Source organism: Marinoscillum sp. HNIBRBA16962, from assembly GCF_057801515.1.
This window is the reverse complement of the sequence record NZ_CM173603.1, coordinates 2616359-2629103: the sequence shown is the minus strand read 5'-3', so window position 1 is coordinate 2629103 and position 12745 is coordinate 2616359. Positions and strand designations below refer to the sequence as shown.

13 protein-coding genes are annotated in these 12745 nt (G+C 41.0%); 2 read left to right on the top strand and 11 right to left on the bottom strand.

The features are described 5' to 3' along the window. The first annotated feature begins 86 nt into the window (after nt 1-86). Entirely contained in the window at nt 87-2993 is a 2907-nt protein-coding gene (locus AC3E9V_RS11180) for a T9SS type A sorting domain-containing protein (RefSeq protein WP_488753280.1), read from the top strand. Here the strand turns inward: AC3E9V_RS11180 and AC3E9V_RS11175 are convergent, their stop codons facing one another. Further along, a complete protein-coding gene (locus tag AC3E9V_RS11175; protein ID WP_488753279.1) occupies nt 2994-3560 on the bottom strand; it encodes an EF-hand domain-containing protein in 567 nt (188 codons plus the stop codon). 262 nt (nt 3561-3822) lie between these two features. Between AC3E9V_RS11175 and AC3E9V_RS11170 the strand changes: the two genes are divergently transcribed. Beyond that, entirely contained in the window at nt 3823-4443 is a 621-nt protein-coding gene (locus AC3E9V_RS11170) for a phosphoribosylanthranilate isomerase (protein WP_488753278.1), read from the top strand. Here the strand turns inward: AC3E9V_RS11170 and AC3E9V_RS11165 are convergent. From AC3E9V_RS11165 to AC3E9V_RS11120, 10 genes are all read right to left on the bottom strand, one after another. After that, on the bottom strand, nt 4440-5738 hold the full coding sequence (locus tag AC3E9V_RS11165) for an ArnT family glycosyltransferase (protein ID WP_488753277.1): 1299 nt from the start codon (nt 5736-5738) through the stop codon (nt 4440-4442). The two genes, AC3E9V_RS11170 and AC3E9V_RS11165, sit on opposite strands and share 4 nt — an antisense overlap. Next, nucleotides 5739-6644 (bottom strand): FKBP-type peptidyl-prolyl cis-trans isomerase, encoded by a 906-nt coding sequence (locus tag AC3E9V_RS11160; protein ID WP_488753276.1) that lies wholly within the window; start codon nt 6642-6644, stop codon nt 5739-5741. Beyond that, nucleotides 6641-7303 carry a tRNA (guanosine(46)-N7)-methyltransferase TrmB gene (trmB, locus tag AC3E9V_RS11155; protein ID WP_488753275.1) on the bottom strand — a complete coding sequence of 221 codons (663 nt, stop codon included), beginning with the start codon at nt 7301-7303 and terminating at the stop codon, nt 6641-6643. The genes AC3E9V_RS11160 and trmB overlap by 4 nt, the downstream gene beginning before the upstream one ends. Next, nucleotides 7300-8589, bottom strand: coding sequence for a bifunctional folylpolyglutamate synthase/dihydrofolate synthase (locus AC3E9V_RS11150; protein WP_488753274.1), 1290 nt, complete (start codon nt 8587-8589; stop codon nt 7300-7302). The genes trmB and AC3E9V_RS11150 overlap by 4 nt, the downstream gene beginning before the upstream one ends. Then, a complete protein-coding gene (locus AC3E9V_RS11145) occupies nt 8579-9040 on the bottom strand; it encodes an RES family NAD+ phosphorylase (protein ID WP_488753273.1) in 462 nt (153 codons plus the stop codon). The genes AC3E9V_RS11150 and AC3E9V_RS11145 overlap by 11 nt, the downstream gene beginning before the upstream one ends. 3 nt (nt 9041-9043) lie before the next feature. Further along, complete coding sequence (locus tag AC3E9V_RS11140) at nt 9044-9523, bottom strand: Xre family toxin-antitoxin system antitoxin (RefSeq protein ID WP_488753272.1); 480 nt, start codon at nt 9521-9523, stop codon at nt 9044-9046. A gap of 102 nt (nt 9524-9625) precedes the next feature. Next, the gene (locus AC3E9V_RS11135) at nt 9626-10456 is read right to left on the bottom strand and encodes a hypothetical protein (protein ID WP_488753271.1); all 831 of its coding nucleotides are present in this window, start codon (nt 10454-10456) and stop codon (nt 9626-9628) included. 4 nt (nt 10457-10460) lie between these two features. Further along, a complete protein-coding gene (locus AC3E9V_RS11130; protein WP_488753270.1) occupies nt 10461-10850 on the bottom strand; it encodes an ExbD/TolR family protein in 390 nt (129 codons plus the stop codon). Beyond that, complete coding sequence (locus AC3E9V_RS11125) at nt 10847-11503, bottom strand: MotA/TolQ/ExbB proton channel family protein (RefSeq protein ID WP_488753269.1); 657 nt, start codon at nt 11501-11503, stop codon at nt 10847-10849. Before AC3E9V_RS11125 ends, AC3E9V_RS11130 begins: the two co-directional genes overlap by 4 nt. A 91-nt stretch (nt 11504-11594) precedes the next feature. Continuing rightward, nucleotides 11595-12707 (bottom strand): SPOR domain-containing protein, encoded by a 1113-nt coding sequence (locus tag AC3E9V_RS11120; RefSeq protein WP_488753268.1) that lies wholly within the window; start codon nt 12705-12707, stop codon nt 11595-11597. Nucleotides 12708-12745 lie beyond the last annotated feature (38 nt).

Below are 12745 nucleotides of genomic sequence, written 5' to 3'. Positions count from 1 at the left end.
ATGTCGATGACATATAGATCAACCAAATTAAACTTACGATAAAACTGATATACTATATATTTAAACTCTATCAACCTATATTTATAATGATGAAACTAATACTTATTGCCGCCACTTTACATCTAATTCAGCTTAGCTCATTCGCACAATATGTGGATGAGACTTTTGAGGTGAAGATCCGAGATTACCCATCAGTATACCGATCAGCCTTACAAAGTGATGGCAAAGTTCTGTTATCAGGAAGTATAAATTATCTGAATGACATACCTGGAGGCCCTCTTTTTAGAATTAATGCTGACGGCTCAACTGATACTGAATTTTACCCTCCTAATGATTTAATTGGTGATACCCCGGTCAATAATATTGTGACTTATGGAGATAGTCTGATCATTGTTTCAGCAGAAGGAGAAGGTTGGATGTTAAATCAAGATGGATCAATCTGTCTGTCTACACTTGACATTGCAAAGTATGGCTCAACTGTGGTTAATGCCATTAAAACAAATGATGGGTTTCTTCTGGTTGAATTTGGAGATGGAATGGTCAAAACAAACAAATACAATCTTAATGGAGAGATAGATGAATCTTTCAATGAAATATCAACCAATGGACGCCCTATTGACGCAGCAATTCTATCTGATGGTAAAATTCTACTTGTCGGAGAGTTTTCAGTCTTAAACGGTATTAGTGTTGGATATATAGCTCGATTAAATAGTAATGGAACCATAGATCAATCCTTTAATCCAGGTGACGGAGCTGATTCATATATCAAAAGGATAGAAATCGATAATAATGACAATATCTATATCTCCGGACCCTTCAATAATTTCGATGGGATCGCAACGAGTGGTATCACGAAGCTGAACTCAAGTGGAGGAATTGACCCTATTTTCAACTTATCAACCTTTTCAAGTTACAATCCCTGCTTATATCATACTTTGGATAAATCAAATGGCCTGTTGTATGCAGCATTCTATAATAGCCGAGGAACCAGTTTATTGAAATGTAACTTGGATGGTGACAATGATGAGGCATTCAATGTAACAGGTCAAAATATATCAAGTAGTGCATTTGCCAGGATTCACCTTCTTGATACTGCCATCCTGTATACTGGTTCATTTGGCCGGTTAAATGGACAAGACATTAACGGTGTATCAATAATCAATCCTGCAGGAGAGTTTGTTAGTGGATACAACCCTACTGCTGAATCTATCCCTAATATTGAGCAAGTTGACCGGACAGACGGCAAGATTATTTTATCCGGTGACTTTTATAAGGTAAATGGCAAAATAAGATCATCAATTGTCAGGTTAAATGCTGATGGGACTATTGATAATGATTTCAACACACCTTTTGAAAGTGAGAATATCGACTTTGTAAAACCTCTATCTAATGGTAAAATTCTCGTCATTGGTAACGGAATAAATACCACAATGCTAAATAACGATGGAAGTATTGATGGTACTTTTGCTATTCTACCAGGGTCTATAAACACTTTCATGGAACTAAATGAGGGCTCCATTTTATTAGGAGGAAGCTTCAGTAGTATTCAGGGTTCTGAAGTTCAAAGTTTAGCAATTGTAGAACCAGACGGACAACTAAACCAAGCCTTTAATCCTGACAACCTATTTGAATCTAAAGGAACGTCCTTTAACATTTTTTCTTTGGACACCCTTCAAAACGGCAATATTGTTATTGGAGGATATGATTATGGTGTGGGTGCTGGTTTTTTAAAGATTATCAATAATGATGCTACATCAGAATTATACAGTGATGACACGTACAATGAACTCATCAACACCATCAACACTAGCATTAGCGACCGTGTAGTTTATGGTGGTTTCTACAGCAACAGTCCAAACTACGTAAGACAAATTAGTTTTGACGGAACCTCAGTAGGAGGTACAATTCAAGTCACCAGTAATGATTCCAATATTAATGAAATTATAATACATAATGGGGATTTGATTGTTGGAGGAAGATTCACAGAAATTAATGAAGTTGAAAAAAACGGGATAGCTAAAGTAGCATTAACAGGTTCTGTTGATCAGAATTTTCAGTTAGAATTCGGAGGTGTCGAGAGGTTTGAGGTAACAAGAATTTTAAAAAAAAACACAGATACGGCCTATGTTTCTGGTTTTTTCAGTCAGATCAACCAGTCATCCATTGGAGGATTCTCGAGAGTTATATTAAAAGATGGTATTCCTCAACTAGAAAACCTGATCAGTCAGCTTTCATTCTCTGAAGATGAAACGCTTGAGTTTCTATTGGATCAATTTCAATATAAGGCTTATGGAAACAATCCTAATGAAATAGCAGTTACAGTTTCAGAAGGCGCGAACTACACTGTAGATGAAAATGTAATTATCCCTGACCAAAATTTCTATGGCACTCTTGATGTTGAGGTAACATTAGAGGCAGAAGGAGGTAGTAGTGAACCACTACAATTTCAGGTCGAGGTAAATCCCGTAAACGATGCCCCTGTCATTCTTTCTCAAACAGAGGTACCTATTATCCGTAAAGGAATGACCTATGATATTTCGCCTTCTCTTTTCGAAATCAGCGATGTAGACAATGAAGATGGTTTTGAAGTTGTTGTTTCGGAAGGAAGCAAATACACTTCTTCTGGTACAATTTTAACTCCGGATCCTTCATTTATTGGAAACCTTATCGTTCCGATCACCATTACAGATGGTGAACTGGAGAGTGAAGTTTTTGAGGCGGAATTTGCAGTGGAAGAACCACTATATATTTCATTATCAAATGGTCTATTGATCAGGCCCAATCCGTTTCATAATGATTTATTTATCGAAGTGCCTCAAGATTTTGTAGGCGGCCTATTAAAGGTTTTTGATCTCAGTGGAAAGGTACACATCCAAATGCAAAATGCAAACAAAGAAATGACCATTCGATTAGGTGAACTTAAAAACGGAATATACCTAATCGAGTTAAGTCATAACGATGAGATCTTAAGAAAAAAAGTAGTTAAAAAATAATCAAACCACCAAATGTTCCCAGCTTCCAAATAACCAATTGCCATTCTTAGACTCGTCATCACTTCTAAAAAACTGCTCAACAGCTGTGTAAAGCTCTTCCTTACTAATGAGGTCATCTTTATTCAGATCGATCTTGGTAAAGGCCTTTGCTGAATAACGAACCTCTAACCTGAAAGCCATGAATAAGTTGAGGTATTCCTGGAGGGAGATGTAATTGTCTTTGTTTTGATCAAAAAGAAGGAAAATGTGCTCTACTACTTTATTCAGGTATTCGTCATAAGATTCCTTGTCACAATTTACGATCTTATCATCAGCATACCTTAGCCATTCATAAAATGAAGCTTTCTGATCATTATTGGTATCTACATAGCTGTACAGGTCAGCCCATACCTGACGACAGGCCTCAAAAATAAGATCATGATACGGATTATCTTCCGGGATCTGTAACATTAAACAGATATTTTCTCCGATACTCTCAAAATCATCCGGCTCTACAAACCCGTTACGATCATAATCCAGGATGTTAAAAAACAGGCGGAGTTTAGTTTCCTGAAAGGCAGATAGCATAGCTAAAAGTTTTATTCAGCTTGTAATTTATACTAATCTGACAAAAATCCTTCTCACCAATAAGCAATATTCGAAAGTGACTTTTTCAACGACAATTTCTTTTTACTAAAACAACTTTCAAAGTTCCTTGTAACTGTTTAAGCAATTGTAACCTCTATTTTCCTTTAAAAGGAAAACAATCTCCCTCTTAGTGATTTTTTAAAATAAAAATGAGTTTCAAAAGACAATTTTTGGTTCCTTTGCCTTCTGTAAAAGAAGGAGAATGAGCTTAAAGACCTTTGTGAAAATAGGAAGCATTAATAACCTGAGTGATGCACGGTATTGTGCGGGAATGATGGTGGATATTTTAGGATTCAACCTTGAAGAAGGTACGGAGGGTTTCGTAGACCCCGAAACTTTCAGGGAAATCTCCGAATGGGTGGCCGGCGTACAGTTTGCAGGTGAATTTAAGAATGCTCAGCCAGCAGAAGTAAAACTTGCCGCAACTAGCTATAAACTGGATTACATTGAAGTTCAAAATATTGATTATCTGGAGGGGCTTAGCCAGGTTGATCAAAAGCTCATCCTGAAACTGATAATTGATTCTGAAGATGATTTACAAAAATTACCTTCAAAAATTGGCTTTGCCGCCGGATTGGTTGAATACATCATTATACACTGCCTGAAGCCTTCCTACTCTGAAGAGATCCAAAAAAAACTAAGCGAGGTACAAGAGGAAGTAAAACTCCTGAGATCTTACGGACTCAGTGAAGCATCAGCGCCAGCTATAGCGGAGGATACAATTTATCATGGCATAGAACTGGAAGGCAGTCCTGAAGAACGTCCGGGATTTAAAGATTATGGTGAAGTTATGGACATCCTGGAAGTTTTAGAAGAAGACTAATCCAACGTAACCTTCTTTAGCCGATAATGCCCAAAAAGCGGATGAACTATATTCCCATCCGCTGCTCTGTGAAGAAACATGACCGTCTGTCCGGTATATTTCTCTGAATCTTGCCACAGGTCAAATTGATTTCTCCTGGAATTGATATTGAGTGCCGGCACCCACTCTTCCAGATAAAAAGTAAGCAGTGATGCCTCCTGATAGCGGTTTGTAACGATGGGCAACCCCTCACTGGCACCTTTTACTTGCTGTGCAAACTCCTTGTGTCCATGAAACTCATAAAGCCGATTCCCCTCTCCTACCGGAAATAGCAAAAGAATACGAAAGACAACAATGAAAACAAGCCCGGAGTAAGCTAATTGTTGATGAAACGTGTTCTGATCTATTTTTTTGAAACCCAGGATCATAGCTGGCACCAGAACAGGTAAAGTCCAGTTTGCTTCTACACTGCCCCGAAAAGACATGAATAAAAAAAACAGAAAAAAGCCAATCAAATTGACAAACAAACCCCTCTCATAAAAATCAGTCACAGAACCTTTAAAACTTTTCACAAAAAGTGGAATAAACATAAACGGACCATTGAAAAAGAAGAATCCGAGAATGTACTCTATGATCCCTGGAACTCCGAATCCCCTGCCCTCCCGTTCAAAAAGATGGTAGGAAACTGTAATAAAATCATTTTGAAAGAGCCACCACAAGTGAGGCAGATACAATACCAGGGAAAGGACAACCACCGCATAGAAACTGCGACTTTTGAATAACTGTGGGTTAGAGATCACGGTAAAAAAGACGACCAAAATCCCGTGATACTTACTGTAGAGCATCCCCGCAATGGCTATTGAAAGAAGGATAATACTTGCAATGCCGGGGCTGTATAAAAACCGCTTATAAAATAAAAAAAACAGCACTGTGAAGAAAAGTAAAGGAACATCTGGGAGAGCCATAAATCCGATTAGCTGAATCGGGAACAAGCCAGCGACAATCAACCAGAAAAAGAGTTTATTTTCAGGCCTCACCAAAGCATATAACACCCCGTAGCAACAAGATGTAAGGAAAACAAAAAGCAACCTCACTCCCACTTCGCCATTGAAAAGGAAGGTTCCAGCCCGGGTTAGCCATGCCACCATTGGCGGGTGATCAAAATAACCAAAAGCCAGGCGCTGGCTATAGAGAAAGTAGTAAGCCTCATCTGCGTAAAGCTCAAGTAATGAAGCCCAGATTAAATTAAATAGGGTAATAAAAAGGAGTGGCCCTATGGGCCACTCCTTGAATTTAAAGTTTCCGTTAAGGGGCAATTAATCTACTATTGAATTAATAGTGACGTTATATAGCAGTGGCGTACTACCATCGATACTTGCTGAACCGCCTGCTCTGTAAGCAAAATCTGACGGGATAAACATGGTAATCGTACTCCCTACTTTTGCGTACGGTAGCAATATCTTCCAACCCTCTACAGAATAGGTATCTAATTGCACCGCCACATCGTCAGCCTGCAAGATAATTCTATCGTCCTCATCCTCTATAATTTCTCCATTTTCATCGAGAATGTACCTGACATCAAAATCTACATTTACCCGGTCTGTAGCCTGAACATAATCACCAGAACCCTCCGGGTTGATTATGTATTTAAGTCCCTCCACTGTATCTGCTTCTACAGTCAGCCCTTTTTCTACAATGTATTCATCAATCCTCTTTTGCTCATATTCAAACTGTGATAATGCATGGTGCAGCTTTACCTCAAATACCAGGGGCGAGTTGGCCGGAATGTCTTCTGAAGAACTTTGGCCAAAACCATAATAAGAAGGAATGAACATAACCATTTCTCCGCCTTCTCTGAGATAAGGCATCAAAATTCGCCAGCCCAGGATCGTATTAGAGAGTGGTAAGTAAACACTATCACCCTCACTAAAAGTTTTCCCGGTTATAAGTTTTCCGGAATAATTTACATACAACCAGTCGCTATCAATCGGGTAGTCACCCGTTCCCGGAGAAGTAATGACATATCGCATTTCAGAGCCTGCGGTATCCGTTTGTACATTACTATAACCTTTGTTTTGTATATATTCTGTAAGAGCTTCCTGATCCTTTTCAAACTGCTCTGCAGCATCAAAGGGTTCCTCCGTATTCAGACAACCTGAAAGCCCCAGGATCATGATTCCTACCAAAGTCGTTGAAAACGACCGAAATACTTTGTTTCTCATTTTTCTTGAAATTGAAATTTTAAATACTTGATTTTTTCACCTTTTTCCGTCCAAATACCTTCATATTTAGTCTTTATTCCATAATGTTCGTGTAGCAGCTCAGACTGATAGAGATCAAAGGTGTACTCCAGTTTTTTCACCGGAAACTGATTTTCCAATACTTCTAACGTAAATTCAAAAAGTTGGGTATTGTCTGTCTTAAACTTAAACCAGCTTCCCGGACCAGAAAGTCTTTCGTAAATTTCCAAAAACCGTGGATGACTGAGCCTGCGCTTTTCATCTCTTTTTCTGGGTCTGGGATCAGGAAACGTGAGCCAAAACTCATCCACTTCTCCCGGATCAAAAAAATTCTCCAATTGATGAACTTTCGTTCTCAGAAACCCTACGTTATTTAGGTTGTTTTTGATCGCATAAGTACTACCCTGATACAGACGATCACCTTTAATATCCACTCCTATGAAATTTCGATCCTTTTGAATCTCGGCCAAACCTACGGTATATTCCCCATCTCCACATCCAAGCTCCACGGTTAAAGGACGCACATTTTCAAAATATAGTTGGTTCCAGTTTCCTTTTATTTTTTCATAAAGCTCTTTTCCAGGCTCCACGATATTTTTCCGCTTAGCGTTTTCAGTAAATCGTAACTTCTTCTGTCTCACAAATCTTCTATTTCTGACACCACAAAAGTACTACCGCAGATTAAAATAAGGTCTTGATCCGAGGCTTTCTTTTTAGCCTCCTGAATAGCAGCATTGACATTTTCATAAGCCTCGCCCTCTATACCAAAAATTCCCGCCTTTTCTTTTAATTCAGCAGCTTTCATAGAACGCGGCACGTCAGACTGGGTGAAATAAAAACCACTATTTGCTGGGAGTACGGGAAGGATTCTTGCCAGGTCTTTGTCCTTCACTACTCCAAAAACCAAATGTATTTGTTCAAAGGGCATTGAATCAACCTGTGCAAACAGGGACCTCAGCCCAGGCTCATTATGACTGACATCCGCTATGATGTACGGCTTCTCTGACAGAATGTGCCACCTTCCCTTCAACCCCGAGTTTGTTTTGATCTTATCAAAGCCCGCACGGATTGCATTATCTGAAATTGCCCATCCTGCGGAAATCAGCACATCACACACCGTTAAAATTCCCGGCACATTCCGAACGAAATAATCAGCGGTGATATCAGTCTTTAGCTCAGCAAACCTCACTTCGCCCCCATTGGCCACCTTTAGTAGCTGATGATCCGGAGCCTTACTAACTACTTCCACCACATAATCCCTGGCCAACAACATTTCAGAACCTACTTCCATCGCCTTCTTTTCAAATACCGGCAAAAGGTCTGGCTGATCCGCCCCGATCACTACAGGCCTGCCAGGCTTCATAATACCCGCTTTTTCTCCGGCTATAAGCTCAAGTGTATCTCCCAGCATATCCGCATGGTCCCAACCAATCATCGTTACTAATGCTACCTCCGGATCAACAACGTTTGTACTATCCAGTCGCCCTCCCAGCCCGGTTTCTATGACAGCAATATCCACCTCTTTTTCCCTGAAGTAATCAAAAGCCATAGCTACAGTAACCTCAAAAAAAGAAGGACTTATCTCCTCGATCAGTTCGCGGTTTCGAGTCACGAACCTGGCTACGTAATCTTGCGATACTTCCACTCCACTGCACCGTATCCTTTCAGTAAAAGACTTCAGGTGTGGAGACGTGTAAAGACCGGTCATGTATCCCGCAGATTGCAGGATAGATGAAAGTGCATGAGCTGAAGTTCCCTTACCGTTGGTGCCTGCTATATGAACAGATTTAAAATGATGATGCGGATTATCAAGCCCCTCCAGTAAACGAACGGTATTCTTCAGGTCCTTTTTAATAGCTGCTGCACCAACACGCTGAAACATCGGCAACCGCTGGTACAGATAATTTAGGCTCTCATTATAATCCATCTTTCGATTTTAATGGTTGCAATGCTTTTATTTTAATGACTTGTGCGAAATCCGGATGATCGGGATTGAGCAAAACATTTCCTCGCTCCGTGGAGCTATGCCTGGACTTAACCCGCAAACCCACACCCTGTCGTTTGGACACAAAAAGATCTCCAATTAATTGGGTTTTGTGAGATGGAGGTACCTTATCCCATTGATCAGGATAATCCAACTCATCAAGCTCCAGGATCTGATCGTCGGTACCAGCAACTTCAATAACCATCAAATACGGATCAGGTAATAAACCAACCGGTAAATAGCTGCTCATTTCTGCTAAAGCCAGCTCCCGGCTTTCAGATGTGTAAATGATTTCTGTCCCCTTGCTGTTCCAGCGGTTAGCTTTAGACCTGGCTGCACCCCTGCCATTTAGTACAGCATTTGCACGCTTTCCAACTACTCGATACAAAAGCATATATTAAGCAAAAGCTCCGGCCTGAATGGTTTTTAGCAACTCAAGAATATAGCGGGTACCGGAAATTGTATTGAGAAAATCAAAAGGTTTTTGGAAGTTTAGAGCTTCCAATTCCATATGAAGCCAGGTACCAAAACGATCCGCCTCTCCAAAAGTCTCAATACCCTCTTGAAGTAAGTTAAGCAGTGTAATCAACATCTCGGCTTCCATACCCTTAAATGGTTGGTTGTTTTTTAGGTGATTCCTGTACGAACGGTCAGACATGTGTAACAACCCGGCAATCTGCTTTTGAGAAAGCTTAAGGTATGAGGCGATCAATTCAGCAGCTTCTATATCTACTCCCTTCGCAGCAATAACCGGAATATAATAATCAGAAATAGCCTCCATTTCATTACCTGCATAAACAACCGGGGGCTCGGACACCACTCCGCTCAAATTGTCACGAGTGGCCATTTTATGCAGGCCAGAAAGTATTTCTTTCAATGATTTTTTACTTTTTTGTGTGGATGATTGGCTCTGTACCATGTCCGTATTCTTGAATTCAAATATAGGAATTTTTTCCTAATTAAAAGGAATTTTTTCTTATTATTTTGAACGGATAATAAAGGTAATGGTTCCGCTGGAAGTGGGTGGTGCGGGGGTATTGGTTGTCTGGCTAAAGGTGATCTTTTCTACACTTTGCCGGTAATAGCGCTCTACTACTGGAGATACTGTGCTGGAGAGAAGTTCAATATCAATGATATATCCTGAATCATCGATTTTAATTTTGTATACAATTTTTCCTGACTCTGAAGAGTCATCTTTAGGTTTTGGCTTTGTATCCCAGGTCCAACCTGCCATATTGAGATTGGCACCGTCAGAAGCTCCCTGCTGTCCCATCAGTGCCCTACCATCGATGGTCCCTTCCTCCTTACCTTCATTACCTTTTTCTTCGGTAGTACCCTTACTTTCATTTGTTTCGGTGCTTTTTTCAGTTTTGTGCATGGAGGCATCCGGATTTAGTTCATTCTTTTCTTCTGCTTTAGATTCCTCTTTTGGTTTTTCAGCTTCTTCTACCTTTTCTTTCACCACATCAGGGCTGGGGGTTTCGGTCAGAGGGGTTTCTGTTTGCTCTGGCAAGGTTTCATCAATAAACGCTTCAGCATCTTCTTCGGTAGGCTCGTCCGCGGACTCATTTTCACTATTCTCCTGTATTTCCTGCACAGTTTCTTCAGGAACCGTCGGAGAAGTGACTGGCTGCTCTCCCCGCCCCTGATCTTCTATCCCGAAACTTAACTCTATACCGTATGAAGGAATTGGAGGAAAAGGCTCCTTCCAGGCAATAAGAAAGTAAAACAGGACTAACAATATCACCTGAGTACTTATTGAAGTGATCCAGCCAATTCGTTTATGTCTTTTGTCCTGATCCTGTCTCATCGGTTCAATTGGGTTTGGTTGCTATAGACACTCTGGCCTCTAAAGCTGTAGCTATCCCCGCAACTTGTACTACATTCTCCACGGGCACACTCTTATCACAATGAAGTACAACCACTCCTTCTTTACCTGAAAAAGCACTTCTCAAACGAGCTTCAAGCTGATTTATACTTACCTGTTTATCGTCCACATAATATTTCAGATCCTCAGTGATCGTCACGCTTACTTTTTGGATGACGATCTCAGAGCTCTTGCTTGAGGGTAAGTTTACCGGTAATCCCGACGGTGTAATAAATGAAGCCGTAAGCATAAAAAATATGAGCAGCAGGAATATTACATCAGTCATAGATGACATGCTAAACGCCGCTTCCACTTTATGTTTTGATTTCAGGTTCATTTCTGAGGCTCTTGTAATAAGTCAACAAAATCTATGGAAGTATATTCCATCATGTGTACAAGTTTTTGCACCCGGGTAACCAGGTAATTGTAACCCAGGTAAGCCAGAATACCCACAAAAAGGCCTGTAGCGGTAGTGATCATAGCTTCGTAGATCCCACTGGAAAGAAGCTTGGGACTTACGGCCCCTTCTTCCTGAGCAATCGCAATAAATGCCTGGATCATACCGGTCACCGTACCCAGAAACCCGATCATAGGAGCAGCTCCGGAAATGGTGGCCAGCATGCTAAGGTTTTTCTCTAGTCTGTAGATCTCTATCTTTCCCGTATTTTCTATGCTTACCTCAATATTCTTTAACGGGCTACCGATTCGCTCGATTCCTTTTTGGATCATTCGGGCTACCGGGGTATTTGTCTGGAAGCACAGGCTCTTTGCTCCTTCCACATCTCCTGAAAGCACCCGCATCCTGATCTGCTCTTTAAAATCCTCCGGAGTTTTTGAGGAGGCCTTTATAAGACTTAAACGCTCAGCGAAAATGTATATAGCTCCAATAAAAAGGAGAATAATCGGGATCATCATGTAACCGCCATTGAGCAAAAGCTCCAGCACAGTGATGGTTTCCAACCCTTCGGCAGATTCTACTTGTAATAGCATATGGTTTTTATCAATGGGTATAAACAAAAAAATCGCACAATCCCGCGATTGTAACGCGGGATTATACGATAGATTGCAATTCTAAGTTAGTTTAATATCTAAGTGGCCATATCTCCTGACCATACTCAGCTTTATAGCTCTCTACACTGGCTTCAGCATCCCTGAAGGAGTTAAATTCAGCAATCGCCACCCTGTAGAACCGATAATCCTTAAATGGAGGTATGATCATCGGGCTCTTGCCACTGGCAGCCAGTTTACTTGCATGATCCTTGGCCATGTCATCATCAAAGAAACTAGCTACCACGATGTAAGATTTGCCTGTACGCTGCTCCAAAACAGTAATTTGCCCCGGAGTAGTACTATTTGGCTGAGGTTTCTTAGCCACAGGCTTTTGTGTAGGCTTAGGTTCTTCTTTCTTAACAGGCTCCTTCTCCTCGGGAGTAGTATCAGTAGTCTCTGCCGGTGGTGTAGTTTCCTCTTTCTTAGGCGGCTGTTTCTCTTCATTCTGTGCCACTTGTTTTTCTGGCTCATCACCACCCCCACCAATGTCTCCGGACACTAGCCAGAAAACTATTGCTATCACAGCAAAGAGTAAAGTTCCAATGACAACTACCCTGGCAAATTTGCCTTTAGATCCCGAATCACCGGTATCATAAGTAGGTGCATATCCAGCACCAAATCCACCTGTTTGCTGTGTCTTTGGAGCTTCGGAAGCTGCCGGAGCAGTGGTTTCTTCTTCAGGGCTATCAGAGCTAAAGACAGAATCGCTGGATTCTCCTGCATCCTCTTCAGCTGCTGCAGCCGGTGCTGGAGTATCCTCAAACTCATCGTAGGACTCTTCCTCATAAAAAAGGTCATCCTCGTCACCAAAGTCATCTCCGGACTGCAACTCTTCATCCAGCTCCTTTTCCAGCTCTTTTTCCCAATCTTCGGTCTCCGCATCATCTACATCCTCCACATCTCCGATATCGAGATCCTCGCCAAGATCTTCCTCTCCCACAGGCTCTTCTACAGACTCCTCTGATTCACTTTCTTCAGATTCATCCGAATCATCTGAGTCCTCTAGCTCAGCCTCATCGTCAAAATCATCATCATCCTCATCAAGCTCCTCATAATCGAGATCTGGCAGACCGAAATCTTCATCATCATCAAACTGGTCTTTTTTATCCTCTTCCGGATCTTCGTCTTTGTTCTTTTTAGCCATTAGATTAGATTTAGTTAAAGCCAAGATAGCAAAAACTT

Excerpts from the sequence above, each read along its gene's own strand:
- AC3E9V_RS11125 (WP_488753269.1), bottom strand. The coding sequence starts at position 11,503 with ATGCTATTACAAGTAGAATCTGCCGAAGGGTTGGAAACCATCACTGTG.
- AC3E9V_RS11180 (WP_488753280.1), top strand. The coding sequence starts at position 87 with ATGATGAAACTAATACTTATTGCCGCCACTTTACATCTAATTCAGCTT.
- AC3E9V_RS11120 (WP_488753268.1), bottom strand. The coding sequence starts at position 12,707 with ATGGCTAAAAAGAACAAAGACGAAGATCCGGAAGAGGATAAAAAAGAC.
- AC3E9V_RS11175 (WP_488753279.1), bottom strand. The coding sequence starts at position 3,560 with ATGCTATCTGCCTTTCAGGAAACTAAACTCCGCCTGTTTTTTAACATC.
- AC3E9V_RS11160 (WP_488753276.1), bottom strand. The coding sequence starts at position 6,644 with ATGAGAAACAAAGTATTTCGGTCGTTTTCAACGACTTTGGTAGGAATC.
- AC3E9V_RS11170 (WP_488753278.1), top strand. The coding sequence starts at position 3,823 with ATGAGCTTAAAGACCTTTGTGAAAATAGGAAGCATTAATAACCTGAGT.
- AC3E9V_RS11130 (WP_488753270.1), bottom strand. The coding sequence starts at position 10,850 with ATGAACCTGAAATCAAAACATAAAGTGGAAGCGGCGTTTAGCATGTCA.
- AC3E9V_RS11135 (WP_488753271.1), bottom strand. The coding sequence starts at position 10,456 with ATGAGACAGGATCAGGACAAAAGACATAAACGAATTGGCTGGATCACT.
- AC3E9V_RS11150 (WP_488753274.1), bottom strand. The coding sequence starts at position 8,589 with ATGGATTATAATGAGAGCCTAAATTATCTGTACCAGCGGTTGCCGATG.
- AC3E9V_RS11145 (WP_488753273.1), bottom strand. The coding sequence starts at position 9,040 with ATGCTTTTGTATCGAGTAGTTGGAAAGCGTGCAAATGCTGTACTAAAT.